At 67.5% G+C, this 25,466-nt stretch carries 31 protein-coding genes; 20 read left to right on the plus strand and 11 right to left on the minus strand.

The annotated features are described in order from the left end of the window. Positions 1–38 precede the first annotated feature (38 nt). Positions 39–923, minus strand: a complete 885-nt coding sequence (locus C457_RS00875) for a YkgJ family cysteine cluster protein (protein ID WP_008091120.1) — start codon at positions 921–923, stop codon at positions 39–41. Between the two features lie 117 nt (positions 924–1,040). Here C457_RS00875 and C457_RS00880 point away from each other — a divergent pair, with 117 nt between their 5' ends. From C457_RS00880 to C457_RS00890, 3 genes are all read left to right on the plus strand, one after another. After that, positions 1,041–1,244 (plus strand): DUF7561 family protein, encoded by a 204-nt coding sequence (locus C457_RS00880; protein WP_004045177.1) that lies wholly within the window; start codon positions 1,041–1,043, stop codon positions 1,242–1,244. 81 nt (positions 1,245–1,325) lie between these two features. Continuing rightward, a complete protein-coding gene (locus C457_RS00885; RefSeq protein ID WP_008091124.1) occupies positions 1,326–3,236 on the plus strand; it encodes a helicase C-terminal domain-containing protein in 1,911 nt (636 codons plus the stop codon). Positions 3,237–3,641: 405 nt separating this feature from the next. Then, positions 3,642–3,836, plus strand: coding sequence for a DUF7317 family protein (locus C457_RS00890; RefSeq protein WP_008091125.1), 195 nt, complete (start codon positions 3,642–3,644; stop codon positions 3,834–3,836). A gap of 131 nt (positions 3,837–3,967) precedes the next feature. Here the strand turns inward: C457_RS00890 and C457_RS00895 are convergent, their stop codons facing one another. Next, positions 3,968–5,098, minus strand: coding sequence for a 60S ribosomal export protein NMD3 (locus C457_RS00895; protein ID WP_049913336.1), 1,131 nt, complete (start codon positions 5,096–5,098; stop codon positions 3,968–3,970). 99 nt (positions 5,099–5,197) lie between these two features. Continuing rightward, positions 5,198–5,836 (minus strand): phosphoribosyltransferase, encoded by a 639-nt coding sequence (locus C457_RS00900; RefSeq protein ID WP_008091127.1) that lies wholly within the window; start codon positions 5,834–5,836, stop codon positions 5,198–5,200. A gap of 124 nt (positions 5,837–5,960) precedes the next feature. Here C457_RS00900 and htpX point away from each other — a divergent pair, with 124 nt between their 5' ends. The 5 genes from htpX (at position 5,961) to C457_RS00925 (ending at position 10,518) form a co-directional block, all read left to right on the plus strand. After that, positions 5,961–6,842 (plus strand): zinc metalloprotease HtpX, encoded by an 882-nt coding sequence (gene htpX / locus C457_RS00905; RefSeq protein WP_008091128.1) that lies wholly within the window; start codon positions 5,961–5,963, stop codon positions 6,840–6,842. 6 nt (positions 6,843–6,848) lie between these two features. After that, entirely contained in the window at positions 6,849–7,454 is a 606-nt protein-coding gene (pspAB, locus tag C457_RS00910; protein ID WP_008091129.1) for a PspA-associated protein PspAB, read from the plus strand. Between the two features lie 261 nt (positions 7,455–7,715). Continuing rightward, complete coding sequence (gene radA, locus C457_RS00915; RefSeq protein ID WP_008091130.1) at positions 7,716–8,747, plus strand: DNA repair and recombination protein RadA; 1,032 nt, start codon at positions 7,716–7,718, stop codon at positions 8,745–8,747. Positions 8,748–8,948: 201 nt separating this feature from the next. Further along, positions 8,949–10,094: an NAD(P)/FAD-dependent oxidoreductase gene (locus C457_RS00920; RefSeq protein WP_008091131.1), complete on the plus strand. Its 1,146-nt coding sequence runs from the start codon at positions 8,949–8,951 to the stop codon at positions 10,092–10,094. 10 nt (positions 10,095–10,104) lie between these two features. After that, entirely contained in the window at positions 10,105–10,518 is a 414-nt protein-coding gene (locus C457_RS00925) for a DUF1641 domain-containing protein (RefSeq protein ID WP_008091132.1), read from the plus strand. 54 nt (positions 10,519–10,572) lie between these two features. Here the strand turns inward: C457_RS00925 and sufU are convergent, their stop codons facing one another. The 3 genes from sufU to sufS all read right to left on the minus strand — a co-directional run bounded on the left by sufU (position 10,573) and on the right by sufS (position 13,009). Continuing rightward, complete coding sequence (gene sufU / locus C457_RS00930; RefSeq protein WP_008091133.1) at positions 10,573–11,001, minus strand: Fe-S cluster assembly sulfur transfer protein SufU; 429 nt, start codon at positions 10,999–11,001, stop codon at positions 10,573–10,575. Between the two features lie 72 nt (positions 11,002–11,073). Continuing rightward, a complete protein-coding gene (locus tag C457_RS00935; protein ID WP_008091134.1) occupies positions 11,074–11,661 on the minus strand; it encodes a mechanosensitive ion channel domain-containing protein in 588 nt (195 codons plus the stop codon). Positions 11,662–11,734: 73 nt separating this feature from the next. Further along, complete coding sequence (gene sufS / locus C457_RS00940) at positions 11,735–13,009, minus strand: bifunctional cysteine desulfurase/selenocysteine lyase SufS (RefSeq protein WP_008091136.1); 1,275 nt, start codon at positions 13,007–13,009, stop codon at positions 11,735–11,737. A 185-nt stretch (positions 13,010–13,194) separates the two neighbouring features. Here sufS and C457_RS00945 point away from each other — a divergent pair, with 185 nt between their 5' ends. Next, positions 13,195–14,241 (plus strand): PAS domain-containing sensor histidine kinase, encoded by a 1,047-nt coding sequence (locus C457_RS00945; protein WP_008091138.1) that lies wholly within the window; start codon positions 13,195–13,197, stop codon positions 14,239–14,241. A gap of 39 nt (positions 14,242–14,280) precedes the next feature. Here the strand turns inward: C457_RS00945 and C457_RS00950 are convergent, their stop codons facing one another. Both C457_RS00950 and C457_RS00955 read right to left on the minus strand, forming a co-directional pair. Next, positions 14,281–14,583 (minus strand): DUF424 domain-containing protein, encoded by a 303-nt coding sequence (locus tag C457_RS00950; RefSeq protein WP_008091140.1) that lies wholly within the window; start codon positions 14,581–14,583, stop codon positions 14,281–14,283. A gap of 1 nt (position 14,584) precedes the next feature. Next, complete coding sequence (locus tag C457_RS00955; protein WP_008091141.1) at positions 14,585–15,325, minus strand: tetratricopeptide repeat protein; 741 nt, start codon at positions 15,323–15,325, stop codon at positions 14,585–14,587. 91 nt (positions 15,326–15,416) lie between these two features. Between C457_RS00955 and C457_RS00960 the strand changes: the two genes are divergently transcribed. Next, positions 15,417–16,034: a histidine phosphatase family protein gene (locus C457_RS00960; RefSeq protein WP_008091143.1), complete on the plus strand. Its 618-nt coding sequence runs from the start codon at positions 15,417–15,419 to the stop codon at positions 16,032–16,034. A gap of 26 nt (positions 16,035–16,060) precedes the next feature. Further along, the gene (gene thpR / locus C457_RS00965; RefSeq protein WP_008091145.1) at positions 16,061–16,615 is read left to right on the plus strand and encodes an RNA 2',3'-cyclic phosphodiesterase; all 555 of its coding nucleotides are present in this window, start codon (positions 16,061–16,063) and stop codon (positions 16,613–16,615) included. A gap of 6 nt (positions 16,616–16,621) precedes the next feature. Here thpR and C457_RS00970 read toward each other — a convergent pair whose 3' ends face one another. Further along, positions 16,622–17,563, minus strand: coding sequence for a DMT family transporter (locus C457_RS00970; protein ID WP_008091146.1), 942 nt, complete (start codon positions 17,561–17,563; stop codon positions 16,622–16,624). 175 nt (positions 17,564–17,738) lie between these two features. Here C457_RS00970 and C457_RS00975 point away from each other — a divergent pair, with 175 nt between their 5' ends. From C457_RS00975 to ftsY, 6 genes are all read left to right on the plus strand, one after another. Continuing rightward, complete coding sequence (locus C457_RS00975) at positions 17,739–17,891, plus strand: 50S ribosomal protein L39e (RefSeq protein WP_004045214.1); 153 nt, start codon at positions 17,739–17,741, stop codon at positions 17,889–17,891. 3 nt (positions 17,892–17,894) lie between these two features. After that, positions 17,895–18,173 (plus strand): 50S ribosomal protein L31e, encoded by a 279-nt coding sequence (locus C457_RS00980; protein WP_004045216.1) that lies wholly within the window; start codon positions 17,895–17,897, stop codon positions 18,171–18,173. Positions 18,174–18,176: 3 nt separating this feature from the next. Beyond that, a complete protein-coding gene (locus tag C457_RS00985) occupies positions 18,177–18,842 on the plus strand; it encodes a translation initiation factor IF-6 (protein ID WP_008091149.1) in 666 nt (221 codons plus the stop codon). Positions 18,843–18,923: 81 nt separating this feature from the next. Continuing rightward, a complete protein-coding gene (gene rpl18a, locus C457_RS00990) occupies positions 18,924–19,100 on the plus strand; it encodes a 50S ribosomal protein L18Ae (RefSeq protein ID WP_004973929.1) in 177 nt (58 codons plus the stop codon). Beyond that, the gene (gene pfdA, locus C457_RS00995; RefSeq protein WP_008091152.1) at positions 19,100–19,570 is read left to right on the plus strand and encodes a prefoldin subunit alpha; all 471 of its coding nucleotides are present in this window, start codon (positions 19,100–19,102) and stop codon (positions 19,568–19,570) included. The genes rpl18a and pfdA overlap by 1 nt, the downstream gene beginning before the upstream one ends. Before the next feature lie 26 nt (positions 19,571–19,596). Beyond that, positions 19,597–20,949 carry a signal recognition particle-docking protein FtsY gene (gene ftsY, locus C457_RS01000; protein ID WP_008091154.1) on the plus strand — a complete coding sequence of 451 codons (1,353 nt, stop codon included), beginning with the start codon at positions 19,597–19,599 and terminating at the stop codon, positions 20,947–20,949. 30 nt (positions 20,950–20,979) lie between these two features. Here the strand turns inward: ftsY and C457_RS01005 are convergent, their stop codons facing one another. Both C457_RS01005 and C457_RS01010 read right to left on the minus strand, forming a co-directional pair. After that, positions 20,980–21,597, minus strand: a complete 618-nt coding sequence (locus C457_RS01005; protein ID WP_008091156.1) for a LysE family translocator — start codon at positions 21,595–21,597, stop codon at positions 20,980–20,982. Positions 21,598–21,630: 33 nt separating this feature from the next. Next, positions 21,631–22,665 (minus strand): D-2-hydroxyacid dehydrogenase, encoded by a 1,035-nt coding sequence (locus C457_RS01010; RefSeq protein WP_008091158.1) that lies wholly within the window; start codon positions 22,663–22,665, stop codon positions 21,631–21,633. A gap of 99 nt (positions 22,666–22,764) precedes the next feature. On the opposite strand from C457_RS01010, the gene C457_RS01015 reads away from it, so the two are divergent. The 3 genes from C457_RS01015 (at position 22,765) to C457_RS01025 (ending at position 25,424) form a co-directional block, all read left to right on the plus strand. Next, positions 22,765–24,156 (plus strand): signal recognition particle protein Srp54, encoded by a 1,392-nt coding sequence (locus C457_RS01015; RefSeq protein ID WP_004973923.1) that lies wholly within the window; start codon positions 22,765–22,767, stop codon positions 24,154–24,156. A gap of 125 nt (positions 24,157–24,281) precedes the next feature. Beyond that, positions 24,282–24,863 carry a magnesium transporter gene (locus tag C457_RS01020; protein ID WP_008091160.1) on the plus strand — a complete coding sequence of 194 codons (582 nt, stop codon included), beginning with the start codon at positions 24,282–24,284 and terminating at the stop codon, positions 24,861–24,863. Continuing rightward, positions 24,864–25,424, plus strand: coding sequence for a magnesium transporter (locus tag C457_RS01025; RefSeq protein WP_008091162.1), 561 nt, complete (start codon positions 24,864–24,866; stop codon positions 25,422–25,424). It abuts the gene before it with no gap. Positions 25,425–25,466 lie beyond the last annotated feature (42 nt).

The following is a 25,466-nucleotide window of genomic DNA, read 5'->3' on the forward strand; positions in this document are numbered from 1 at the left end:
CCGCGGTCCGTCCGCCCCCGTCGCTCGCCACCCGCGGTTCAGTCGTCGCGGCGAACCGCGTCCCAGCCGGGGGTTTCCGGCGCGCCGCGAGCGACTTCGACCTCGTCGGGGTCGGGTGCCTCGTCGGCCGCGCTCCCGAGACGACCGGCGACCGCATCCCACGCCGCGACGGCTTCGTTCGCCCACGACTCGCTTTCGAGCGTCTTCGCACGCGCTCGCGAGGCGCGGTCGTCGTCGACCTCCGTCGACCCGGGGTGCGACCCGACCGCGACGCCGACGAACTCCGCGCGGTCCTCCGGGGTCAGGTCGCGAGTCTCGAGGTGCTCGATGGTTCCCGCCAACCGCTCGGGCTCCGGGTGGACGAACACCTTCGCGCCGAGGGCGTGTGGGCCGAGGAGCAGGCCGTGAAGGTCGTCCGGGGGTGCGTCGTCGAGCAGACGCTCGCCCCCGTGGTGTCGCTCGACGCGCTCGCACTCGGTCTCCTGTCCGAGGACGAGGTTGTGCCCCGGATACTCGGCGCACTCGTCCGGATAGAGCTCGGTGTCGTGGATGCGGCACTGGAGGGTCTCGGGGTCGAGAAACGCGCAGGCGCGGAGCCACGTCCGCTCCAGACCGAACGGCGCGACGGGCTTCGGCGGCTTGCGCATGCCGACGAAGAACGCCGGCTTCCCGGCGATTGCGGCGACTTCGACGCCGTCGATTTCGACGCCCTCGCCCGGCGACGCTTCCCACAGCCGCGGGGTGAGGACGTCGCCCAGTCCGGCCTCGACGAAGTCCCGAATCTCGTCGCGGGTCAGCGGAACGAGGTTGTAGGTGTCGTCGAGCGGCGCGCGCGGCCCGCGGCGCTCGTGGTCGAGCGGGACCGGCGCGACCGGTCGCCAGTCGATACAGCAGCCCGCACAGCCTTCGCAGTCGACGCGCATGCCCCGAAAGTTATACGCCAGCCGACAAGAAGCTCCCGGCGGGTCGGTCGTGTCGGCCGATTACGCGCCCGGCGTCGCGGCGGGGCGCTTTTGCCGCCTCGGGCCCTCGGTTCTTCCATGACCTCCGAACCGTGCGACGCCTGCGGGAAGGGCGTCCGCATCGCCGGCGGCATCGGCGACCTCTGGAACTTCCCCACCTCCTCGTCCGGGGGAATGACGCTGGAACTCGTCGACGGCTCCGAGCACTTCCTCTGTTTCGACTGCATGGAGCGACTGCCGGGCGACCGCGAACCGACCGCTGAGGACGTCGCGGCGCTTTAGACCCGAATTCTACCGGTTTATCGACGCCACGACCGCACCCCGGAGCGGTGGATTTAGGCCCGTCCGAAGACTCCACCAACCGTGGATCCGTCGCGCATCATCGACTCGTTTCCGGCCCCCAGTTTCCGCGGCGCGCAGGAGCAGGCCCTGCGCGACATCCGGGACGCCTTCGCCGACGGCAACGACGTGGTCTTGGTCCGCGCGCCGACCGGGAGCGGCAAGTCGCTGCTCGCCCGCGCCATCGCGGGCTCGGCGGCGACCGTGGACGAGACCTCGCCCGCGCAGGCGACTGACGCCTACTACACGACCCCGCAGGTGTCGCAACTCGACGACGTGGCCGAGGACGACCTGCTTTCGGACCTCAAGATAATCCGCGGCAAGTCCAACTACAACTGCATCATCCGCGGCGAGGAAGACACCCCGGTCGACCGCGCTCCCTGCGCCCGCAAGCGCGGCTTCGACTGCTCGGTCCGGCACCGCTGTCCGTACTTCTCCGACCGCGCCATCGCCTCGAACCGCCAAATCGCGGCGATGACGCTCGCGTACTTCATGCAGACCGCCGGCTCCGACGTATTCAGAAAGCGCGACGTGGTCGTCGTCGACGAGGCCCACGGGCTGGCCGAATGGGCCGAGATGTACGCGACCATCGACCTGAAACCCCGGACCGTCCCGGTGTGGGACGACATCGGCGTGCCGGACGTCGCGGCCGCGGGCGACCCCGTCGAGCGCGCCTCGCGCTTCGCGGAGACGCTCGTCGGCGTCTGCAAGCGCGAGAAAGACGAACTGCTCACGCAGTCCGAACTGACGCCCGAGGAGGCCGCCCGCCGCGACCGCCTACAGGAACTCATCGGCGAACTGAAGTGGTTCGTCGAGGACTACCGCGACCCCCAGAGCCCGACGACGTGGGTCGTCGACCAGCACGACGGCGAGGGGTCGCCCATCGCCATCAAGCCGCTCGACCCCGCGAAGTACCTCCAGCACACCGTCTGGGACCGCGGGAATAAGTTCGCGCTCCTGTCGGCGACCATCCTGAACAAGGCGGCGTTCTGCCGCTCTGTCGGCCTCGACCCCTCGAAGGTCGCGCTCGTGGACGTCGAACACACCTTCCCCGTCGAGAACCGACCGCTGTACGACGTGACGCAGGGGAAGATGACCTACGAGCACCGCGACGAGACGCTGCCGAAAATCGCTCGCCTCGCCGTCCGCCTGATGGCGAAACACCCCGACGAGAAGGGCCTGATTCACTGTCACTCCTACGCGATTCAGGCGGAGCTTCGCCGCCGCCTCGCCGAGATGGGCCTCGGCAACCGCGTCCGCGGCCACGACCGCGACGACCGAAACGTGGAACTGGAGACGTGGAAGGCGACCGACCGACCGGAGGTGTTCCTCTCCGTGAAGATGGAGGAGGCGCTGGACCTGAAAGGCGACCTCTGTCGCTGGCAGGTGCTCTGCAAAGCGCCCTATCTCAACACGAACGACTCCAGGGTCGCCCGCCGTCTCGAAGACGGCCAGTGGGCGTGGTACCGCCGCGCCGCCCTCCGGACTGTGATTCAGGCGTGCGGCCGGGTCGTGCGCGCGCCCGACGACTACGGCGACACCTACGTCGCCGACAGCAGCCTGCTCCAACTGTTCGACAAGACGCGGACCGACATGCCCGACTGGTTCGCGGCGCAGGTCGACCGGATGACGAAACCCGACCTCCCGGAGTTCGACCCCGTCGCGGCGGGCGGCCGCGGGGGCAACGCGGGCAACGCGCTCGGTGGGACCGCGAATCTCGGCGGCTCGACGAGTCGGTCGTCCGGAGCGTCAGGTGGTAGCGCTGGCTCGCGGGGCGGTTCGACTCGCGGGTCGGGTTCTTCGGGGAGTCAAGCGGGTGGTTCCGGCGACACGTCGTCCGGCGGTTCCGGCGGTCGCAAGAGCGGTGGCTCGTCCGGCGGTTCGGACGACGGCGGCCGGAGCAACCACCCGCTTTCCGACGTGTGGGGCGAGTGATTACAGGAAGAGGCTAGCCCCAGAGAGCAGCGCCGACCCAATCATGAGCGCGACGAGCGTCAGCGCGATAACCTGCTGTCGGTCCATGGCTGTGGGTTGGGTGGCCGATAATTAACGCTTCTGCACCGGTTCGCACGAGTGATAACATCGTCTCCCGAGACTGCGCCATCTCGGCGGTGTCATGTCATCTCGTCCCGTTCGAACGGCAAAAATCGCCATAGTGTCCAAGAGAGTCGCCGCCTCCGACACATTTCCTCAATGATTGTTAATGTGTTTGGCCGTTTGGCGAACGAGATGCGGAAATAGAGTGAAGTTTGTAAAGCTATAGTTCTCCTAACTTTGTCTTTGACACGCTTTCTCACGAAATAGTTAACACCAATGCCATTGAATGATGGAGTATCGGCCATGCACACCAACGCACTCGCCACGGCGATGACACTGTATCGTAGTGGGACGCTCACACTCTCGCAGGCGGCCGCCCGCTCCGGCTACTCCGAGGACGACCTGCTCCTCGCTCTCCAGCGCCACGGTGTGCCCGTGCACGAAGACGACGCTCCGGCCGCGTCCCTCTCGACGGACCGGCCGGCCAGCGCCGACTGATTCTGCTCCGTCGTTCGATTATCTCCCGTTCCTGAGCGACCGCTTTTCGTGTTCAATTGCCGGTCGCCGACGATTCGTAAAAACGCAAACGCCGTCGCCACCGCGTTCCGTCTCTCTTCGCTGCGGTCTGCTTACTCCTCGTCCTCGTCGTCGACGGCCTCGTCCGGGAGGATGTGCAGTCCCGACTGGCTCTTGAGGACCGGCACCATCGCGGCGTCGGCGTCGAAGTAGTCCGGCCGAGGGATAGTCTTCGCCTCGTACGTCTCGGGGTCGAGCACCTGCACGGCGTGTTCGTCCTCGACGGTGACGACGGTGGTCTCCGCCGCATCCTCGACGGAGCCGAGGTCCTCGGCTTCGGGCCGCTCGCCCTCCTCGAACTCCGACTCGTAGGGGTCGCCCGAGGTGAGACGCGTCCCCTTGAGCCGACCGCGGTTGCTCCGCACGAGGACCGGCCCGTCGCCGTCTTCGGGGTCGATGACGTCGCCGGCGGTGAACCGCGGCAGGCGGGCGACGAACGTGACGCGGTAGACCTCGTTGCCGTCGCCGTCCTCCGTGACGAGCGTCGGGTGCTCCTCGATGGTGCCGCCGAAGCGCTCGCGAATCTGCTTGGCGACACCGCTTCCCATCTTGTTGGTCGAAATCTTGATGTTCGGGCCGTTGGGCGTCCGTTTGATACTCGAGATGAACGCGTCTCGGTCGCCTTTCTCCTCGCGCTCCGCGATGTAGGACTCGGCGATTTCGATGGCCGTCTCGGCCTCGTCCGTCGTCGGCGTGCGGTCGTCGGCGCGGACCTGCACGAGGCTGGCGAAGTAGCCGCCGGCGATGCGGCCACAGCGCTGGCACGTCTCGCGAGCGATGCTCACCGGGACGACGACGGACTCCTCCAGCGGCGTGCCGCGGACGACGCCCGAGAAGTGGCAGTGCATCCGGATGTTGTTCTCGTCGATCTGCTCGGGTTCGACGCCCCAGCGGACCTCCTCGGCGTTGAGGTGGACGCCGAGCGAGTTCGACACCTCCTCGATGGCGATGTCGGTGTAGTCGCGCGCGCCGACGTCGACCCACCGGTTGCCCCGGTGAATCGCGCCGCACTGCGCGCAGACGCGGACCTGCACCTCGTCGGGTGCGTCCACGAGGTCGAAGTCCTCGAAGTAACACGAGTCGCAGAGCACGTCGTCGCGCTCGCGCGGCATCCCGGGGAGCGGTTCCGGTCGCTCCGGAACCGGGTCACCGCACCGAGGGCAGAAGTCGCGGGATTCGCTCATTGACGGCTCTAGTCCGTTCGACCGCTTAAGTTCGGCGTCACGGCCGCGCCGGTGACTCCCGGCTGTCGTCGATATGTGCCTCGGCAGCCGTGAGCCGTCTCAGTCCCCGTCCGCCCCGTCGCGGAGGTACGACGCGGCCTCCTCGTCGGAGACCTGCGCGAAGTCACGGTAGAACGCGCCGACGGCCCCGAACGCCTCCGGCGACTCGACTGCGACGACCGCGTCGCACTCGGCTTCGAGGTCCGAGAGGGTGTGCGGGGGCCCGACCGGAACCGCGAGGACGACGCGCTCCGCGCCGCCGGCGACGACCTGCCGCAGGCACGCTCGGGCGGTCGCGCCCGTGGCGACGCCGTCGTCGACGACGACGACGCGCTTTCTGGCCACGTCGGGAAGCGGGTCGCCGCCGCGGTACAGCGACACCTTCTCTCTGGCCGCTCCGGCCTCGCGCTCGCGCTCGCGGTCGAGGTAGTCGTCGCCCACGTCGAGGTACGAGAGCAGGTCGTCGTTCCACCACGCGCTCCCGTCGCCCGCGACCGCCCCCACGGCGAGTTCGGGGTTGTCGGGCGCGCCGACCTTGGACGCGACCACCACGTCGAGCGGCACTCTGAGGCGGTCTGCGACCTCCCTGCCGACCGGGAGCCCGCCCCGCGGGATGGCCAACACGAGGTCGGCCGCCTCTTCTCGCTCGTCGAGCAGGTCCGCCAGTCGGCGGCCCGCGTCTTCCCTATCGGCGAACATGTCACCCGGAACTACGCGCTCCCGCGGCAAAACGATATGTCCCGATTCTTCACGACCCGGGCGCTCGCGTGCGACACCTTCGCACTCCAACAGCGTTTATTAGCCGGATTACTAATCACGTGGTATGAACTGGAAACCGGACTGGGGACTTCGCGGGCGGATGGCGCTCACGATGTTCCTCCTGTTCGCCCTCTACATCGTCTTCGCGGGGGTGTTGTTCGCCTACTTCCAGAAGCTCGCCGTCATGGCCGGGTTCATGGGCGTCTTCCTCTTCGCGCAGTTCTTCTTCAGCGACAAAATCGCGCTGTACAGCATGGGCGCGAGCGTCGTCGACGAGGACGACGGCCCGCAGGCGCGGAAGCTCCACGCGATGGTCGGTCGCCTCTCTCAGCAGGCGGACCTCCCGAAGCCGAAGGTCGCCATCGCAGACACGCGCGTCCCGAACGCCTTCGCGACGGGGCGCTCCCAGAAGAGCTCGGCCGTCTGCGTGACGACCGGCCTGATGGACACCCTCGACGACGACGAGTTAGAGGGCGTCATCGCCCACGAACTCGCGCACGTGAAGAACCGCGACGTGATGGTCATGACCATCGCGTCGTTCCTCTCCAGCATCGCCTTCCTCATCGTCCGCTGGGGCTGGTTCTTCGGCGGCGACGACAACCGACAGAACGCCCCGGTCATCGTCGCCATCCTCGCGTCGCTCGCCGTCTGGATAATCTCGTACCTCCTGATTCGGGCGCTCTCGCGGTACCGCGAGTACGCCGCCGACCGCGGGGCCGCCGTCATCACCGGCCGCCCCTCGGCGCTGGCGTCCGCGCTGCTCAAGATTTCGGGCCGGATGGACAGCGTCCCGAAGCGCGACATGCGCGACACCTCGGAGATGAACGCGTTCTTCATCATCCCCATCAAGTCGGACTTCATCGGTCGCCTGTTCAGCACGCATCCCTCCACCGAGAACCGCGTCGAGCGCCTCCGCGACATGGAGCGCGAGATGGAGACCGTCTAAGCGCCGATGGGACTGTTCGATTCATTCCGCGCCATGCTCGGCATCAGCGCCGAGTCCGATGCGACCACCAAAGCGGACCCCGAGGACCTCTTCGGGATGAGCACCGCCTACCTGACGATGGAGGCGGACCTCCGGTTCGACTCGGCCGACGAGGCGGCGCTGTGTTTCTCTTCCGTCGATAGCACCGACTTCGCCGACACCGTCGACGCCGTGGAGGACATCCTCACCGCCGGGGGCGAAGAGACCGGCACCGAGTTCCGCCGCCACACCGACGGCCACGGCTACAACTGGGTCGTCCTCGCCGACGACGACCCCGAGGACCTCGTGACGAGCGTCCACTTCGCCGCCGACGAGTTCATCGAGCGCGGCTACGGGTCGCGCCTGCTCGCCGCCCTGTTCGGCTTCGAGCGCGACGGCGACCGGGCCTACTGGATTTACTCGTTCCGCCGCGGGGCGTACTACCCCTTCGCCCCGCAGGGCACCTCGACGCGGAACCAGAGTCTGGAGTTCAAGCTCGAATCGGTCCTCGACGGCGAACTGACGATAGAGGACGACGAGAGCTACTGGTACCCGCTGTGGCCGTCGACGCGGAACGGCCACCCATGGGAGTGACCACGAACTCGCGCTCCTGACTCGCTCCCGACACACTCCCGACCCACTCTTTCGATTCGGTTCTGGTTCTACCTCCGTACGAGCCCGTACTCTCAGTCGACTTCGGAACCCTTCCAGTCTCTCGTCCGTTCGTCTCCGCCTCCGCGACATCGCCCTTGAACCTCCGCAACCGCCCGACTACCGACCCCACCACGCCCCTCAATTTCACTTTCACCCTGCTGTTAACGAGGGTTTATGAGGGTATAGGCGGAACGACTGGGTATGGCAGAAGACGACCTCGAAAGTCTCCCCGGCGTCGGCCCCGCGACGGCCGACAAACTCACAGATACCGGCTACGACACCTACCAGTCCATCGCGGTCGCCAGCCCCGGCGAACTGTCGAACAAGGCCGATATCGGCTCCAGCACGGCCTCCGACATCATCAACGCGGCCCGCGACGCGGCCGACGTGGGCGGCTTCGAGACCGGTTCCATGGTCCTCGAACGACGCCAGCAGATCGGCAAGCTGAGCTGGCAGATCGACGAGGTGGACGAACTCCTCGGCGGCGGCCTCGAAACGCAGTCCATCACCGAGGTGTACGGCGAGTTCGGTGCCGGGAAGTCCCAGATCACCCACCAGCTCGCGGTCAACGTCCAGCTCCCGCCGGAACTCGGCGGCCTCGGCGGCGGCTGTATCTTCATCGACTCCGAGGACACGTTCCGCCCCGAACGTATCGACGACATGGTCCGCGGCCTCGAAGACGAGGCGCTCGAAGCGACGCTCGAGGACCGCGAGATGGAGGGCTCCATCGACGACGAGGAGACCATGAAGGCGCTCGTCGACGACTTCCTCGACAAGATTCACGTCGCGAAGGCGTTCAACTCCAACCACCAGATTCTCCTCGCCGAGAAGGCCAAGGAGCTCGCCGGCGAGCACGAGGACACCGAGTGGCCGGTGCGCCTCCTCTGTGTCGACTCGCTCACCGCTCACTTCCGCGCCGAGTACGTCGGCCGCGGCGAACTCGCGGAGCGCCAGCAGAAGCTCAACAAGCACCTCCACGACCTGATGCGCATCGGCGACCTGTTCAACACGGGCATTCTCGTCACCAACCAGGTCGCGTCGAACCCCGACTCCTACTTCGGCGACCCGACTCAGCCCATCGGTGGCAACATCCTCGGTCACACCTCGACGTTCCGTATCTACCTCCGCAAGTCCAAGGGCGACAAGCGTATCGTCCGCCTCGTGGACGCGCCGAACCTCGCCGACGGCGAGGCCATCATGCGCGTGCAGGACGCCGGTCTCAAGCCCGAGTAAGCCGACGTTAGCCCGCGAAGTTAGCCGGGCGACGTTACACGACTCCACGAACCCCGTTCCCCACACGCTCTCCGTTTTCACCACACTCTCCCTGCCTCCTCACCGCCCCGAGCGGCCGCGCCGTCCCTCGGTTCCCACAATGTTGGAAACAGCTCGCAATACTATCCCGTCGGCGCCCCACCGTTTAGGTAGGTGAACTCCATGACGAACCGAATCGTAGTCGTTGGCGGTGGCACGGGTGGGACGGTGGTTTCGAACCGTCTCGCCGAGGAACTCGCGTCGGAGATAGACGACGGCGACGTGGAGGTATCGCTCGTCTCCGACGACACGAAACACGTCTACAAGCCGGTGTTCTTGTACGTCCCGTTCGGAGCCGCGGAACCGGAGGACGGCGTTCGCGACCTGCGGGACCTCGTCGACGAGCGGGTGAACATCGTCACCAACCGCGTTCGCCGGGTCGACACCGACGAAAAGCGCCTCTACTGTCAGGACGGCGACGAGGTGCTCGACTACGACACGCTCGTCCTCGCGACCGGCGCGAAGCTCGACCCGGACGCAGTCCCCGGCTTTCGGGAGGGCGCACACCACTTCTACAGCGCCGAGGGGGCCGAACGGCTCCGCGACGCCCTCGCCGAGTTCGACGGCGGCCGCCTCGTCTTGAGCGTCGTCGGGACGCCCCACATGTGTCCGGCCGCGCCGCTCGAATTCACGTTCATCGTGGACGACTGGCTCCGGAGCCGGGGACTGCGCGAGGACACCGACCTCGTCTACACGTACCCGATGGCGCGGAGCCACGGGAAGCCCGAGGTCGCCGAGTGGGCCGACCCCATTCTGGCCGAGCGGGGCGTCCGCGTCGAGACCGACTTCGTCGTCGACGCCGTCGACCCGGACGAACGGGTCGTCTCGGCGAAGAACGGCGCGGAAGTGGGCTACGACCTGCTCGTCGGCATCCCGCCACACCGCGGTGATGAGCTAATCATCGATTCCGGCCTCGGCGACGCTGGCTGGGTCGACGTCGACCAGCGGACCCTCCGCGCGACCGCGACCGAGGACGTGTACGCCATCGGCGACACGGCGGCGCTCCCCATCCCGAAAGCCGGGAGTGCGGCGCACTTCCAGGCGTTCACGGTCGCGGAGCGAATCGCCGCGGAAGTCCGGGGTCGCACGCCGACGAAGCGGTACGACGGCAAGACCGTCTGCTTCGTCGAGACCGGCCTCGACGAGGCGTCGTTCGTCTCGTTCGACTACGAGACGCCCGCGACGATGCGCCAGCCGTCGAAGCCCATCCACTGGGCGAAACACGCGTACAACGAATCGTACTGGCTGACCGCCAGGGGGATGCTCTGAGGTGAGACCAATGCAGGACCACGAATCAACCACAGCGACCGAACAGACGGTGCCCGACGAACTCGTGCGGGCCATCGAGAACAACCCGGAGGAGGTCGCACTCCTCGTCGAGCGACTCGGCCTCGTCAACGACCTCATCGACGTGCTCGAACTCGGCGTCGGCGCGCTCGACGACGAGATGGTGCGGTCGCTCGCGCGGACCGGGACCTCCCTCGCCGAGGTCGCCGACGACGCCTCCGACCCCGACACCGTCGCCGGAATGAAGCGCCTGCTTCGCGCCGTCGGCGACGCGGAGGACGCGGAGGCGACGCCCGTGGGCGCGGTCGGCCTTCTGCGGGCCACCCGCGACCCCGAGGTCAAAGCGGGGCTCGGCTACCTCGTCGCGCTGGCGGCGGCGCTCGGCGCGGGGACGGACGAAGAATAGCTCGACTCGCGCTCGGTTCGGCGGGTCGCCGATTCACCGCTGGCGGGAGGCGGCTCAGTCGTCGTCGCCTTCGGTCTTCGTCTGCTCGATTTCTATTTCGCCGTCGTGAATCTTCGCGCCGTCCTGTGCGACCTGTCGCGCGAGGACGGCGCACTTGATGCGCATCGGCGAGATGTCGACGCCGAGCATCTCGGTGATGTCGTCGGTGTCCATCGCTTCCAGCTCCGAGAGCGTCGTGCCCGGCAGTCGCTGGGTGAGCATACTCGCGGACGCCTGACTGATGGCGCAGCCATCGCCGGAGAACGCGACGCGCTCTATGGTCTCGCCGTCGTCGGCGAGCTGCACGTCCATCGTAATCGTATCGCCGCAGGAGGGGTTCTCCCCGGTGTGGGTGAACGTCGGCGACTCCAGCCGACCGTGGTTCCGGGGGTTCTTGTAGTGGTCCATTATCTGCTGACGATACATGTCTGAGCCAATGCCCATTGGTGTTCGTCGGGGCTACGCCCGAGCGCCGTAAAAGGATTCCGGGGCCGGCGAATCGGCCGAATTCGTCGCTTACGTCGGACCCGCCGCCGACGCGTCCGCGGCCGCCTCCGCGTCGTACTTCGTCCACTTCTTTTCGACGTCGCGATTCGCCACGACGACGGTGTCGCCCTCGTCGTTCTCGAAGCGCGTCTTGCGGAGTTCGATGGAGCTGACCGTCCCCGTCACCGGGTCCGATTTCACGCGGTCGCCGGGGTTGAAATCGGGGTCTCGAAGCAGGTAGACGCCCGCCACCGTGTCGGCTATCATGTTCGACAGCGCGTAGGAGACGCCCAGCGCGATGAAGCCGGTCGCGGTACCGAGGCTCGCCGCGATTTCCGTCATCCCGACGATGTTCAACAGCGCGAGCGTCGCGCCGAACCAGAGGAACACGCCCGCGACGGCGACCCCGAGTTCGACCACGAGGTCCTGCTCTTCGGGGTACAGCCCGTCGAGCACGCCGCGGACGACGAACAGTATCGCCTTGATGCCGACGTAGGCGAGCGCGAGGAAGACGACCGCGGTGAGCACCTTCGGCGCGGCGTCCTGCACCGCGGTCCCGAACTCCGCGACGGTTTCGCGGAGCGTCTCGACGAGGAAGCCGGTCAGCGACTGGAGCATACGCTCCGACGACGTGTCAGCGGGACAAATGTATTGGGACGGTCGCGCTCCGACACCGCGAAAAACCGGGTACTCAGGCGAACAGTTCGCGAGCGGCGTCGATAGCGTCGACCAGTTTGTCGACTTCCTCTCTCGTGTTATAGATGTAGAAGGACGCTCGCGTCGAGGCCGCCACCCCGAGTTTGTCGTGGAGCGGCTGCGTACAGTGGTCTCCGGCGCGGATGGCGACGCCCTGCTCGTTGAGGATGCTCGAGAGGTCGTGGGCGTGGACGCTGTCGAGGTTGAACGCGACGAGGCCGCCGCGGTCGTCGCCCGGCGGGCCGTAAATCTCGATATCGTCGAACTCGCTGAGTTGGTCGTAGGCGTACTCCGCGAGCAGTTCCTCGTGGGCCTGGACGTTCTCCATGCCGATGTCGTCGAGGTAGTCCACGGCCGCGGCGAAGCCGACGCCCTGCGCGATGGGCGGCGTGCCCGCCTCGAACTTCCACGGGAGGTCCTCCCACGTGGAGTCCTCGTAGGTGACGCTCCGAATCATCTCGCCGCCGTAGAGATACGGCTGCATCTCCTCGAGGATGTCGCGCTTGCCGTAGAGCGCGCCGATGCCCGTCGGGCCGCACATCTTGTGACCCGAGAAGGCGAAGAAGTCGGCGTCGATGTCCTCCACGTCGACCGGGCGGGTCGGGACCGACTGCGCACCGTCGACGAAGATGTACGAACCGACCTCGTGAGCCATGTCCGCGAGTTCGGAAACCGGGTTGACGGTTCCGAGGGTGTTCGAGACGTGGACGACCGAGACCATCTTCGTGGAGTCGTCGATGAGTTCCTTCGCGTGCTCCATGTCGAGGCGGCCGTCGTCGTCGACGCGGATGTAGCGCACCTCGGCACCGGTCTTCTTGGCTATCTGCTGCCACGTGACCAGCGAGGCGTGGTGTTCCATCTCGGTCATGACGACCGAGTCGCCCGGCCCGAGTTCGTCGAGGCCCCACGCGTAGGCGACGAGGTTCATCGACTCGGTGGTGTTCTTCGTGAAGACGACCTCCTCGCGGCCGCCGGACGCGCCGATGAACTCCGCGACGCGGTCGTGGGCGTTCTCGTAGGCGACGGAGGCCTCCTGACTCAGGTGGTGGATGCCGCGGTGGACGTTCGAGTTGTAGCCGTGGTAGTAGTCGACGATGGCGTCGACGACCTGCTCCGGCGTGTGGCTCGTCGCGGCGTTGTCGAGATAGACGAGCGGCGTGTCGTCGTCGTCGTGTTCACCCGGCGTCGAGATGTCGCCGCCGACCTTCCGCTCGAGGATGGGGAAATCCGCGCGGATAGCGTCGACGTCGACGGGGTACGACTCCTGCACTCTCATTGGGTGTGAGTTACCCCCGTAGGCACAACACGTCTTCGGTCCGCACGCGGCTCTGCAACCGATTTCGGTTTCGTCAGCCGGCAACTGTGGCCGGTGGCGGTGACGCAATCGCGATGCGGTGGCGACGTGTCGCTCACTCGCCCAAACGAATCAAGTAGCTCACGCCCGTTCATCCACCAATGTCGAACGCCACCTCGTCCTCGCTCGCGTTTTCGAGCCTCGACGCGCTTCCGACGCAGCTCGCGATTCTGGACGAGGACGGCGTCATCCTCTACACCAACCGCGCGTGGCGGGAGTTCGGAACCGAACACGACTATCAGGGCGACAGCAGTTCGGTCGGCACGAACTACCTCGGGGTCTGCGACCTCAGCACCACCGACGACGCGACGACGGCCAGCCAGGGTATCCGCGCCGTCATCGACGGCGAGAGAGACGAGTTCTCCTTCGAGTACCCCTGCGAAACGCCCGACGAGCGCCTCTGGTTCACGATGCGAGCGACCCGCTTCGTCGACGACGGCGACACCTACGTCCAGATTGTGCACCTCGACATCACCGACCGAAAGCGCGCGGAACTGGAGGCCGAAGAGAAGGCCGAACGCCTCCAGAACCTCGCCCGGATGCTCTCGCACGACCTCAGAAACCCGCTTTCGGTCGCGGCTGGGTACGTCGAATCGCTCCTCGACGAGACGGCCGCCTCCGACCGACTCGAACGCGTCGCGGGCGCGCTCGACCGGATGGACGACATCATCACCGACGCGCTGGTGTTGGCCCGCCACGACACGGTCGAAGGGCTGTCGACTGTCGACCTCGAAACCCGCGCGGCGGCCGCGTGGGAACACGTCGAAACCGGCACGGCCACGCTCGTCGTCGCCGACTCCGTCGAGTTCCGGGCGGACTCGAACCTGCTGGGACACGTGTTCGAGAACCTGTTTCGGAACTCGGTCGAGCACGGCGCGAGCGACGACGACCTGACCGTGACGGTCGGCGTCCTCGATGGCGACGCGGCCGAAGCGGGCTTCTACGTCGAGGACGACGGCGTCGGCATCCCCACGGAGACGCGCGACGAGGTGTTCGAAGCCGGTTACTCCACGGGTGAGGAGGGGACGGGTCTCGGCCTGTCAATCGTCGCGCAGGCGGTCCGCACTCACGACTGGGACGTCGCCGTCACCGAGGCCGAGGGCGGTGGCGCTCGCTTCGAGATTACGGGTGTCGAGCGGCCGGCGTAACAGGCCGGAACCCCGAAGAAACTGGGTTTCGACGGCGGCTCAGCGGAGCCAGAGCAGTTGCGCGTGGAGCGTGCCGCCGACTTCGAGGACGGCCTCCTCGTCCACGAGGCCGGCGTCGATGGCGACCGAGACGGACTCCTCGCCAACGATGTTGGCGACGGTCGCGCGGGTGAGGCTGTCCACGACGGCGTCTTCGTCGGCGGTCTCGGCCTCGTCGCCGCCGTAGAAGTCTTCCGTCACGTCCAGCGAGACGCCGTCGTCGGTGTAGGTCTCGCCGATGCAGTCGGGGTCGCAGACCGAGACGAGGAGCCCCTCGGGGGTCTCCCGCTCGCGGAGGAGCATCCTAGTACTCCTCGACGAGCTCCGCTTCTGCCTGCTCGCGGAGGTCGTCGGCCTGCTGCTGGGCCTGTTCTGCTTCCTCGTCGCGGCCGAGCTCTTCGAGCGCGCGCGCCTTCTCCTCGTGGACGCCCGGAGTGCGCATCCCGAGGCGGATGGCGTTGTCGAAGGCGTTGACGGCGTCCTCGTTGAGGCCGCGCTCGTGGAGGAAGAAGCCGCGGTTGTACCACGCCTGCGGGAAGCGCGGGTCGAGTTCGACGGCGCGCTCCGCGTGGTCGAGCGCGTCGGCCGTCTGGCCGGCCTCCCAGAGCGCGTACGCGAGGTTGGTGTGGGCCGTCGCGGCGTGCTCGCTGTCGTCGTCGAGTTTGAGCGCCTCTCGGTAGGAGCCGATGGCCTCGTCCCACTCTTCGAGTTGGCCGTGCGCCGCGCCCTTGTTGACCCACGCCTCCTGGGCGATGTTGTCGTCGTCGCCGGCGTACCGAGCGACGCGTTCGAACGCCCCCGTGGCCTCCTCGAAGCGGTTTATCTGCATGTACGAGAGCGCCACGTCGAGCAGTTTCTCGATGTCGACGTTCTCGGGGTCGATGTTCCGCTGGTCGAGGATGTCGGTCAGGACGCGCGAGTCGACCGGGTCGACCTTCGTCGGGTCCACCGAGAGTTCGGGCGGGTCGAGCGAGAAATCGGAGTAGTCCTCGTCGAACCCCTGCCCTTCCGAGAAGCGGTGGGGTCGCTTGCCGTCGTCGGTCATATAGCCGCGCTTGGGCGTCACGGCGGTTAAACGCTACGTCAGCGGGACGACACCGACCGCTTTTTAGCCTCCCGCGGGCGAGCGTCTCCGAATGCCCGCGCCCCCGACGACGGTCGTGTCGTTCGTCCGGCACGCCCACGCACCGTACGTCCCCGACGCCGAGCGCACCCGCGGCCTCTCGCGTCGCGGCCGCCGCGACGCCGCCCGCGTTACGGCCCGCCTCGCCGACCTCGCGGACGTGGTCGCGACCAGCCCGTACGAGCGCGCCCGCGCCACGGTCGAGGGCGTCGCCGACGCGGCGGACGCCCCGCTCATCGTCGACGAAGACCTCAGAGAGCGCGAACTCGCGGGGTCGCACGTCGACGACTTCGAGCAGGCGGTCGAACACCTCTGGGCGAACCCGAACGCGTCGCACCCCGGCGGCGAGTCCCACGCCGAGGCGCAGGCGCGGGGCGTCGCCGCCGTGGACCGACTCGTCGAGGCCTACCCCGACCGCCACGTCGTCGTCGGCACCCACGGGACGCTCATGGCGCTCGTGTTCAACGCCTACGACCCGCGCTACGGCCGCGAGTTCTGGCCGGGCCTGACGATGCCCGACGTGTACGAGGTGACGTTCGTCGACGGCGAGGCGTTCAGCATCGCCCGGACGTGGACGCCCGAGGGGGACGACCGCGCGGGCGACGCCGACCGCGACCCGGCGGAACGTTAACGTCCGATTCGGGTCAAACATCTGCCATGCGTTGCTTTCTCGCCGTCGACCTTCCGGACTCGCTCGCGGCGGGCGTCGCCGCGGTGCAAGACCGGCTTTCGGACGCGGACGGGCTTCGATTCACCGACCCCGCGGGGGCGCACGTCACACTGAAATTCCTCGGAGAGCTGTCGTCGGACCGCGTCGGCGAGGTGGAAGACGCGGTCGAATCGGCTGTCGACGCCGCCGGGGTCGACCCCTTCGACGCCTCGGTCGGCGGACTCGGCGTCTTTCCCTCGCTGGACTACATTCGAGTCGTCTGGGCCGGCGTCGACGACGGCGCAGCCGAGCTGACGCGACTACACGAGGCTATCGAGCGCGAGACGACGGCAATCGGTTTCGACCCCGAAGAACACGACTTCACGCCGCACGTCACGCTCGCCCGCATGGACGACGCCCGCGGGAAGGGCCTCGTCCGGCGCGTCGTCGAGGACGAGTCGCCGACGGTCGGAACGTTTCGGGTGCGCGAGGTGCGACTGAAGAAGAGCGAACTCGGTCCCGACGGTCCCGAGTACGAGACGGTGACGCGGTTCTCGCTGTGAGGCGCGTCAGTCGTCGGTCGACCGCCGCCCGCGACGGCGGTCCACGATACGCCGCAGTTCGCCCCGAATTACCTCGCGTTTGAACAGGAGGAAGCCGGCGAAGATGAGCGCGAAGCCGGCGACGGTGGCGCGCGTCGGCACGCGCCCGAGGACGGTCCAGTCGGCGAGGGCGGCGAAAAGCGGGATGACGTATTCGAGGAGGCTCACCTCGATTGGGCCGACCCGGTCGAGGAGCCAGAAGTAGAGCAGGAAGCCGCCCGCGCCGGCGACGACGGCGAGGTAACCCGTGGCGACGAGCGTCGTCTGGGTCCACGCCGCGTCGGCGGCGGACTCCCACGGGAGGGCGGCACTCGTGACGTGGAGCGTGACCGCGCCGACGAGCATCATCCACGCCTGCACGGAGAGCAGCGACATCTTCGTCTCGCTGTCGTGGGTCAGTACCGCGCCGAGGGCGAAGGCGATGGCCGACCCGAACACGAGCGCCGCGCCGACGAGATTCGACGACAGCAGGTTCTCCGGGTCCGGGTTGGCGATGACGACGAGCCCCAGAAAGCCGAGGACGAGCCCGACAATCTGATGCGCAGACACCCGCTCGCGGGTGGCCGTCAGGCGGGTGAGCGTCGGCGTCGCGAGCGGGATGATGCCGAGAAGGACCGAGGCCACGGACCCGGGGACGTACACCTGTCCAGAGAACAGGAGCGCGTGGTGGGCCCCGATGCTGAACACCCCGCCGGCGAGAATCGGTCGCCACTCGTCGCGTGCGGCGGGGCGGACCCGGTCACCGCGGGCGACGGCGACGGCGAACAACAGGAGCGCAGCCACGTCGAAGCGGACCGCGCCGAGAAACGCCGGCGGGACGGTCCGGAGGGCGATGTCGGTGGCGAGGAAGGCGCTCCCCCAGACGGCGGAGAGCGCGAGGAAGGCGACGGCGGTTCTGGCCCGACTCATTCGCGTCGGCTTTCGCGCCGACGGTACTGAATGAGTCGGTTCGGCCGCCCCGCAGCCGTGCCGCCGGCCCGGGAGAACACCGGGTTCTCGCCGATTCGGGCGTGCGGACGCCCCTCACACGTCTGAAACGCGAAGGAACAAGATTTTATGCGGAGGATGGAAAGTACAGCCCACTATGGGTAAGAAGTCGAAGTCTAAGAAGAAGCGTCTGGCGAAGCTCGAGCGCCAGAACAGTCGTGTCCCCGCGTGGGTCATGCTCAAGACGGACATGGAAGTCACGCGAAACCCCAAGCGTCGCAACTGGCGGCGAAGCAACACGGACGAGTAAGCAATGAGCGCAAACGACTTCGAGGAGCGCGTCGTCACCGTCCCGCTCCGAGACGTGCAGGCGGTTCCGGCACACGAACGCGCGGGCCGCTCGATGACGCTCATCCGCGAGCACCTCGCGAAGCACTTCAAGGTCGACGCCGAGAACGTGCGTCTCGACACGCAGATCAACGAGGACATCTGGGCGCACGGTCGGCAGAGCCCGCCGAGCAAGTTCCGCGTCCGCGCCGCGCGTTTCGACGAGGACGGCGAGTCGGTCGTCGAAGCGGAACCGGCCGAGTAAACGGTGCTTCGCGCCTCCTTCGCCGGTTCGTCCTACATCGGCGTCTTCGCTCGCGCGACCGACGACGCGCTGTTGGTCCGCCCGGACGCCGACGACTCGCTCGCCGAGCAGATGGCCGAAGAACTCGACGTGCCGCTGGTCAAGACGACCGTTGGCGGGTCGGGAACGGTCGGTGCGTTAGCGACGGGTAACGAGAACGGACTTCTCGTGTCGAGCCGCGCGACGTCCCGCGAGAAGGAGGCCCTCACCGACGCCGTGGACCTCCCGGTCTACGAGCTTCCCGGTCGCATCAACGCCGCCGGCAACGTCGTTCTCGCGAACGACTACGGCGCGTACGTCCACGCGGAACTCTCCGACGAGGCCGTCTCGGCCGTCGAGGAGGCCCTCGAGGTCCCCGTCGAACGCGGCGACCTCGCCGACGTTCGAACCGTCGGGATGGCGGCCGTCGCCAACAACCGCGGCGTCCTCTGCCACCCGAAGTCGCGCGAACCCGAACTCGAAGCGCTCGAAGCGCTCCTCGACGTTCGCGCCGACATCGGCACCATCAACTACGGCGGTCCGCTCGTCGGCTCCGGCCTCGTCGCCAACGACGAGGGCTACATCGTCGGCGAGGACACGACCGGCCCCGAACTGGGTCGCATCGAAGACGCCCTCGACTACATCGACTGAGGGCCTCGCGTCCCCCCGTTTCTCGCTTCAGTTTCGCTCCGAGTAGGAAGACCTTTCCCGCTCGCCACCCGACCGACGTGCATGAGCCAGTTCATTATCGCGGGCAGCTTCACGAGCCGTGGCGTCGTCCACGAGTTCACGAAGACTGTGGAAGCACCGAACGAGAACGTCGCACAGGAACGCGCCTTTTCGCTCATCGGGAGCGAGCACGGAATCAAGCGTACGAAGGTCGAACTCAACGAGGTGTCCGCAGCATGATGGGTGGCGGTCAGCAGCAACTTCAGCAGCTCTCCCAGGAACTGCAGGCCCTCGACGAGGAAATCGAATCCCTCGAAGGCGAGGTTTCGGACCTGAACGACGAGAAGGACGAGATCGACGAGGCCGTCGAGGCCATCGAGACGCTCGAGACGGGCTCGACGGTACAGGTCCCCCTCGGCGGCGACGCGTATCTCCGCGCCGAAGTCCAGGACATCGACGAAATCGTCGTCTCCCTCGGCGCGAGCTACGCCGCCGAACAGGAACAGGGTACGGCCATCGAGACCCTGCGACGCAAGCAGGACGCGCTCGACGAGGAAATCGCGAGCATCCGCGGCCAGATCGAGGAGCTCGAAGAGGAGAGCGACGAGATCGAAGAGCAGGCGATGCAGGCCCAACAGCAGATGCAGCAACAGCAGATGCAGCAGATGCAGCAGATGCAGGGCGAGGGCGGCGACGGCGACGACGAGTAAGGTAACCCCCACCTCCTACTATTCAGATGTTCGACGGACTGAAGAAGAAACTCAACCGCTTCCGTAACGACGTTGAAGAGACCGCCGAAGAGAAGGCCGAAGCGGCGGCCGACGAGGCCGAGACCGAGGCCGACGCGGAAGCGGAATCAGCACCAGCAGACGCGGCGGTCGAACCCGAGGCGTCCGAACCCGCTGACACCGACTCCGTCGGCGACGCGGACGCCGATTCCGAAGCCGACGCGGTCGAGGACGCCTCCGCGGACGCCGAACCGGCGACCGACGCGGACTCCGCGCCCGAACAGGCCGCGGCGACCGCGGAGGGAGACGCCGACGCCGAACCGGCGACGGCGACGGCCGACCAGCAGATGGCCGACGAACCGGCGGCAGACGCGGACGAACCGGCGCCTGACGAGGCCGAGCAGCGCGAGTCGCTCGCTTCCGACGCCGCGAAGGCGGCGCTGACCGAGGAGGACGACGATTCGTCCGGTCCGGGTCGGCTCCGCCGCGCCGCCGCGTTCGCCACGGGGAAGGTCGTCATCGAGGAGGAAGACCTCGAAGACCCCCTCTGGGAACTCGAGATGGCGCTCCTCCAGAGCGACGTCGAGATGCAGGTCGCAGAGGAGATTCTCGAGACCATCCGCGAGAAGCTCATCGGCGAGACGCGAAAGCAGGTCCAGAGCACCGGGCAACTCGTCTCCGAGGCGCTTCACGACGCGCTCTACGAGGTCATCAGCGTCGGGCAGTTCGACTTCGACCAGCGCATCGCCGAGGCGGACAAGCCGGTCACGCTCATCTTCACCGGCATCAACGGCGTCGGCAAGACGACGACCATCGCCAAACTCGCCCGCTACTTCGAAAAGCAGGGCTACTCGACGGTGCTCGCCAACGGCGACACCTACCGCGCCGGCGCGAACGAGCAGATTCGCGAGCACGCGGAGGCGCTCGACAAGAAGCTCATCGCCCACGAGCAGGGCGGCGACCCGGCGGCGGTCATCTACGACGGCGTCGAGTACGCCGAGGCCCACGACATCGACATCGTCCTCGGCGACACGGCGGGTCGGCTCCACACCTCGAACGACCTGATGGCGCAGTTGGAGAAGATAGACCGCGTCGTCGGCCCCGACCTCACCCTCTTCGTGGACGAGGCGGTCGCCGGGCAGGACGCGGTCGAACGCGCCCGGCAGTTCAACGACGCGGCCGCCATCGACGGCGCGATTCTGACGAAGGCCGACGCCGACTCCAACGGCGGCGCGGCCATCTCCATCGCGTACGTGACGGGCAAGCCCATCCTGTTCCTCGGCGTGGGACAGGGCTACGACCACATCGAGAAGTTCGACCCCGAACAGATGGTCGAACGCCTGCTCGGCGAAGACGAGTAATCGGTCCGTCGTTCTTTTCTCGCGGACGCCTCACTCCAGTACGAGCACGACCCCGAGCAGCAGCATCGTCCCCGCGCCGACGTAGTTCAGCGCGCTCGCGACCCGCGTCTCCGCGAGTCTCGACCCGAGTCGGTTCGCGCCGAGCGCGACGACCGAGAGGTACAGGGCCGTGAGGACGGCGTAGGTCGCGCCGAGACTCGCCATCCGTATCCCGGTTCCCGCGCCCTGTCCGGCGAAGCCGGGGAGGAACGCGAGGAAGAACAGCGCGACTTTCGGGTTGAGCGCGTTGACGAGGACGCCGCGCCGAAAACTCGCCCCGGCGTCGGTCTCGACCGAGGGGTCGAACTCGTCGTTCCGGAGGGCGGTGACGCCGAGGTAGCCCAGATACGCCGCGCCGACGTACTTGAGCGCCGCGGCGGCCTCGGGGACGGTTCGAAAGAGCGCCGCCGCGCCGACCGTCGCGAGGAGCGTGTGAAAGAGGACGCCCGTGGCGATGCCGAGCGCCGACCGGACGCCCGGCCCGCGACCGTCGAGGCCGCGGGCGAGGACGTACATCGTGTCGGGGCCGGGCGCGAGGATGAGCGCGACCGCCGCGCCGCAGAAGGCGAGATAGGTCGCGGCGTCGAGGCCGAACGCGAGCGTCGTCATCGCCCGGGCCTACGATTCGTCGCGGGAAGTAGCTCAGGGGTTCGCGTCGGGGTTCGACGTCGAGTCCGAATCCGAGTCCGCGTCCGCGTCTGCGTTCGATTCCGGTGTCGGGACCACCTGATTGCGGAGCGTTGGTGTTTTGCCTTCCGACGCCGACGCCAGTCGCCCGACGTTCTCGGCGAGGATGTCGGCGACCCGCGTCCAGTAGTGCGGCGTGTGGCCGGAGACGTGCGGGGTGATGTAGACGTTCTCGAAGCCCCAAAGCGGGTGGTCTTCGGGCAACGGCTCCGGGTCGGTCACGTCGAGCGCGGCGGCGCGGAGTCGGTTGCTTCGGAGGTGCGAGACGAGGGCGTCGGTGTCGACGATACCGCCGCGGGCGACGTTGACGAGGATGGCGTGTTCGGGGAGCGCGCTCAGCGCCCGCCGGTCGATGAGATCGCGCGTCTCGTCGGTCAGCGGGCACGCGACCACGAGGAAGTCGGTGCGGACGAGCGCCGACTCGAGGTCGTCGAACCCGAGTACCTCGTCGGCCGGGCCGCCCTTCTCCGGCGTGTAGCGGACGCCGATGGTCTCGACGCCGAACGCGTCGAGTCGCTCGACGACCGCTTGGCCGATGGCACCGAGGCCGACCACGGTGGCCGTCGAGCCGCGCAACTCGCCGTGCGACTGGAAGTGTCGCCACTCGCGGCGTCGCTGGCGACGGAGGCCCTCGTCGAGTCGGCGGGTAATCATGAGCAGGGAGCCGAGGACGTGTTCGGCGATGTTGGGGCCGTGGACGCCGGAGGCGTTGGTGACGAGGACGCCGCGCTCGCGGAGTGTCCCCAGCGGGAGGTGGTCGTAGCCGGCGGCCGCGCCGGCGAACAGTCGGAGTTCGTCGGCGGCGGCGAGCACGTCGTCGGGGAGCGACGTGCTGGTGATGACGGTCGCGTCGCGCGCGGCGTCGAGCGTCTCGGCTGTCGTCTTCGGGTGGCGGACGGTCGCGTCGGGCAGGCGCTCGCGGAGGGCCGCGGCGTACTCCGACGCCGGGATTCCGTGCGTGGGGCGGTCGAGGACGAGAATCGTGGTCATCGAGTGCGTTGTCGGTGCCTCGCGCGAAAGGTCTTCGGCCCGCTCGCGCTCAACGCGACGGATAAAGCCTTTACCGACGCGACGGCGTAGGAAGGGACAATGGTACTCGACAATCTCGGGAGTTCCCTCCGCGGCAGTCTCGATAAACTGCGAGGGAAGTCCCGCCTCGACGAGGACGACGTTCAGGAGATCGTCAAGGAGATACAGCGCTCCTTGCTCTCCGCCGACGTCGACGTCAGCCTCGTCATGGACCTCTCGGACTCTATCAAGACCCGCGCGCTGGAAGAAGAGCCGCCGGGCGGCACGAGCGCGCGCGACCACGTCCTGAAAATCGTCTACGAGGAACTCGTCGGCCTCATCGGCGAGTCGACGGAGATTCCGCTCGAATCGCAGACGATTATGCTCGCCGGCCTCCAGGGGTCGGGGAAGACGACCACCTCCGCCAAGATGGCGTGGTGGTTCTCGAAGAAGGGACTTCGCCCCGCGGTCATCCAGACCGACACCTTCCGACCCGGCGCGTACGACCAGGCCAAGCAGATGTGCGAACGCGCCGAGGTCGACTTCTACGGCGACCCCGACTGCGACGACCCGGTCCAAATCGCCCGCGACGGCCTCGAAGCGACCGAGGACGCCGACGTGCACATCGTCGACACGGCCGGTCGCCACGCGCTCGAAGACGACCTCATCGCCGAAATCGAGGAGATAGAGGGCGTCGTCCAGCCCGACCTGAACCTGCTCGTCCTCGACGCGGCAATCGGCCAGGGCGCGAAAGAACAGGCCCAGCAGTTCGACGAGTCCATCGGTATCGGCGGCGTCGTCATCACCAAGCTCGACGGGACGGCGAAGGGTGGCGGCGCGCTGACCGCCGTCAACGAGACCGATTCGTCTATCGCCTTCCTCGGCATGGGCGAGACCGTTCAGGACATCGAGCGCTTCGAGCCGAACGGCTTCATCTCCCGCCTGCTCGGCATGGGCGACCTGAAACAGCTCTCCGAGCGCGTCGAACGCGCCATGTCCGAGACCCAGGCCGAAGACGAGGACTGGGACCCCGAGGAGATGATGAAGGGGAACTTCACCCTCAAGGACATGCAAAAGCAGATGGAGGCGATGAACAAGATGGGACCGCTCGACCAGGTGCTCGACATGATTCCGGGCTTCGGTGGCGGCATCAAAGACCAGCTTCCGGACGACGCGATGGACGTGACGAAAGACCGGATGCGCGCGTTCGAGGTCGTCATGGACTCGATGACCGAAGAGGAACTGGAGAACCCGCGTAAGGTCGGTGCCTCCCGCGTCAAGCGCATCGCGCAGGGGTCGGGACAGGACGAGGAGACGATTCAGGAACTCCTCGAACAGCACCGCATGATGGAACAGACCATCAAGCAGTTCCAGAACATGGGCGACGGCGACATGCAGCGCATGATGAAGAAGCTCCAGAATCAGGACGGCGGCGGCGGCATGGGCGGTCTCGGCGGCATGGGTCCGTTCTAACTTCGCAGTTCCCGTTCTATTCCCCGTTTTCTGCGATTCTAATTCTACGACGCCGCGACCGCGCGGTTCTCGCGGCTCGCCGTGATACCGCCGACTTTTAACGCTCGGGGCCGTCACACCCCACAATGACCGTGCGAGACGTGGCGGTTGAGGCCTACAAGGAAGCCTTGCCCGCGCTCACGGCCAGCCTCGTCGGCGGCCTCATCGCCGGTGTCGTCCTCGGCGGGATGCGGGCCGAACTCCGGGCCGTGCCGGGGCTTCTCGTGCTCGTCCCCGCGCTCTTGGCGACCCGCGGGAACGTCTACGGCTCGCTCGGCGCTCGCATCGCCACCGCACTCCACCAGGGGCTCATCGAACCCCGCGTCACCGGCGGCGACGAGCGCCTCCGGGCGGCCGCGACGGCCGCGCTCGCCAACGGCGTGCTCACGAGCACGTTCGCCGCCGTCGTGGCGTACTTCCTCCTCACGTTTCTCGGCAGTCGGGTCGCGCCGCTCCCGATTCTCGTCGGCGTCGCCATCGTCGCCGGGTTGCTCTCCGGCATCGTCCTGACCGTCGTCGTCGTCAGCGTCGTCTTCGCGGGTTATCGCCGCGGGCGCAACCCCGACACCATCGTCGGTCCGGTCGTGACGACCACCGGCGACGTGTTCGGCATCCTCTTTTTGCTCATCGCCGTCAGAACCGTCCTCGCCGTCGCGGGGGTGTTCTGAGTGCCGACGGAGTGGACCGTCCGCGCCATCACGCGGGCGATGCTCCCGGTGCTCCTCGTGCTCACGCTCGTCGAACTCGGCAGCGGCCTCGTCCTCGGGAGCTTCGAGGCACAGCTACTCCGCTACCCGTCGCTTCTCGTGCTCGTCCCCGTCACCATCGGGACCGCGGGGAACCTCGGGAGCGTCCTCGCGGCGCGGCTGTCCACGTCGTTCCACCTCGGGACGCTCTCGTTTTCGCCCCGCGACGACGAACTCGCGGGCAACGCCGTCGCCACGCTCGCCCTCGCGGTGACGGTCTTCCCCGTCATCGGCGCGGGCGCGTGGGCCGCCACGTTCCTCGTCTCCGGCGACACGTCGCTGGCCCTGCGGACGGTCGTCATCGTCGCCCTGTCGAGCGGAATTTCGCTCGCGGTCCTCGCGGTTCTGGTGACGTTTTCGGCGACCTACGTCGCCTACCGGTTCGGCCTCGACCCCGACGACGTGGTCATCCCCGTCGTCACCAACGTCTGCGACGTGCTGGGCGTCCTCGTCCTGTTCGGAGTGGCGCAGGTGCTCGTCTGACCCCGATGCTCGAACCGCCTCCCGCCGACCGACGCCGATTAG

This window comes from Haloferax prahovense DSM 18310 (assembly GCF_000336815.1).
In the GTDB taxonomy this organism is placed as follows: Archaea; Halobacteriota; Halobacteria; order Halobacteriales; family Haloferacaceae; genus Haloferax; species Haloferax prahovense.

Excerpts from the sequence above, each read along its gene's own strand:
- C457_RS01020 (WP_008091160.1), top strand. The coding sequence starts at position 24,282 with ATGACCGTGCGAGACGTGGCGGTTGAGGCCTACAAGGAAGCCTTGCCC.
- C457_RS00945 (WP_008091138.1), top strand. The coding sequence starts at position 13,195 with ATGTCGAACGCCACCTCGTCCTCGCTCGCGTTTTCGAGCCTCGACGCG.
- pspAB (WP_008091129.1), top strand. The coding sequence starts at position 6,849 with ATGGGACTGTTCGATTCATTCCGCGCCATGCTCGGCATCAGCGCCGAG.
- C457_RS00975 (WP_004045214.1), top strand. The coding sequence starts at position 17,739 with ATGGGTAAGAAGTCGAAGTCTAAGAAGAAGCGTCTGGCGAAGCTCGAG.
- C457_RS00955 (WP_008091141.1), bottom strand. The coding sequence starts at position 15,325 with ATGACCGACGACGGCAAGCGACCCCACCGCTTCTCGGAAGGGCAGGGG.
- C457_RS00980 (WP_004045216.1), top strand. The coding sequence starts at position 17,895 with ATGAGCGCAAACGACTTCGAGGAGCGCGTCGTCACCGTCCCGCTCCGA.
- radA (WP_008091130.1), top strand. The coding sequence starts at position 7,716 with ATGGCAGAAGACGACCTCGAAAGTCTCCCCGGCGTCGGCCCCGCGACG.
- rpl18a (WP_004973929.1), top strand. The coding sequence starts at position 18,924 with ATGAGCCAGTTCATTATCGCGGGCAGCTTCACGAGCCGTGGCGTCGTC.
- thpR (WP_008091145.1), top strand. The coding sequence starts at position 16,061 with ATGCGTTGCTTTCTCGCCGTCGACCTTCCGGACTCGCTCGCGGCGGGC.
- C457_RS01010 (WP_008091158.1), bottom strand. The coding sequence starts at position 22,665 with ATGACCACGATTCTCGTCCTCGACCGCCCCACGCACGGAATCCCGGCG.
- C457_RS00950 (WP_008091140.1), bottom strand. The coding sequence starts at position 14,583 with ATGCTCCTCCGCGAGCGGGAGACCCCCGAGGGGCTCCTCGTCTCGGTC.
- C457_RS00880 (WP_004045177.1), top strand. The coding sequence starts at position 1,041 with ATGACCTCCGAACCGTGCGACGCCTGCGGGAAGGGCGTCCGCATCGCC.
- C457_RS00960 (WP_008091143.1), top strand. The coding sequence starts at position 15,417 with ATGCCCGCGCCCCCGACGACGGTCGTGTCGTTCGTCCGGCACGCCCAC.
- C457_RS01015 (WP_004973923.1), top strand. The coding sequence starts at position 22,765 with ATGGTACTCGACAATCTCGGGAGTTCCCTCCGCGGCAGTCTCGATAAA.
- C457_RS00970 (WP_008091146.1), bottom strand. The coding sequence starts at position 17,563 with ATGAGTCGGGCCAGAACCGCCGTCGCCTTCCTCGCGCTCTCCGCCGTC.
- htpX (WP_008091128.1), top strand. The coding sequence starts at position 5,961 with ATGAACTGGAAACCGGACTGGGGACTTCGCGGGCGGATGGCGCTCACG.
- pfdA (WP_008091152.1), top strand. The coding sequence starts at position 19,100 with ATGGGTGGCGGTCAGCAGCAACTTCAGCAGCTCTCCCAGGAACTGCAG.
- C457_RS00935 (WP_008091134.1), bottom strand. The coding sequence starts at position 11,661 with ATGCTCCAGTCGCTGACCGGCTTCCTCGTCGAGACGCTCCGCGAAACC.
- C457_RS00890 (WP_008091125.1), top strand. The coding sequence starts at position 3,642 with ATGCACACCAACGCACTCGCCACGGCGATGACACTGTATCGTAGTGGG.
- C457_RS00895 (WP_049913336.1), bottom strand. The coding sequence starts at position 5,098 with ATGAGCGAATCCCGCGACTTCTGCCCTCGGTGCGGTGACCCGGTTCCG.
- ftsY (WP_008091154.1), top strand. The coding sequence starts at position 19,597 with ATGTTCGACGGACTGAAGAAGAAACTCAACCGCTTCCGTAACGACGTT.
- C457_RS00920 (WP_008091131.1), top strand. The coding sequence starts at position 8,949 with ATGACGAACCGAATCGTAGTCGTTGGCGGTGGCACGGGTGGGACGGTG.
- C457_RS00900 (WP_008091127.1), bottom strand. The coding sequence starts at position 5,836 with ATGTTCGCCGATAGGGAAGACGCGGGCCGCCGACTGGCGGACCTGCTC.
- C457_RS00875 (WP_008091120.1), bottom strand. The coding sequence starts at position 923 with ATGCGCGTCGACTGCGAAGGCTGTGCGGGCTGCTGTATCGACTGGCGA.
- sufU (WP_008091133.1), bottom strand. The coding sequence starts at position 11,001 with ATGGGCATTGGCTCAGACATGTATCGTCAGCAGATAATGGACCACTAC.
- C457_RS00925 (WP_008091132.1), top strand. The coding sequence starts at position 10,105 with ATGCAGGACCACGAATCAACCACAGCGACCGAACAGACGGTGCCCGAC.
- C457_RS01005 (WP_008091156.1), bottom strand. The coding sequence starts at position 21,597 with ATGACGACGCTCGCGTTCGGCCTCGACGCCGCGACCTATCTCGCCTTC.